The 243-nt window shown below is 64.6% G+C and carries 1 pseudogene; it reads right to left on the bottom strand.

The features are described from left to right. Nucleotides 1–243: pseudogene (purH, locus tag SB751_RS34475) on the bottom strand (bifunctional phosphoribosylaminoimidazolecarboxamide formyltransferase/IMP cyclohydrolase); the annotation flags it as partial.

Below are 243 nucleotides of genomic sequence, written 5' to 3'. Positions count from 1 at the left end.
ACTGCACCAGCAGGCCTCCGCCCACGCGCTTCAGATCGAACGCGTTATGGCCTTCGCCCAGCGCGATTTCGAGCAGACGCACGTTCTGCTTCGCCGCGAACACGGCCTTGGCCGCGTCCGAGAACGACGGCGCGATCAGCACTTCGACGAACTGCTTCGACACGGCTTGCGCCGCGGCTTCGTCCACTTCGCGGTTGAAAGCGATGATGCCGCCGAACGCCGAGGTAGGATCGGTCTGGAACG

It is taken from the genome of Cupriavidus sp. SIMBA_020, from assembly GCF_046535395.1.
In the GTDB taxonomy this organism is placed as follows: Bacteria; Pseudomonadota; Gammaproteobacteria; order Burkholderiales; family Burkholderiaceae; genus Cupriavidus; species Cupriavidus campinensis.
This window is presented reverse-complemented; position numbering and strand designations above follow the sequence as displayed.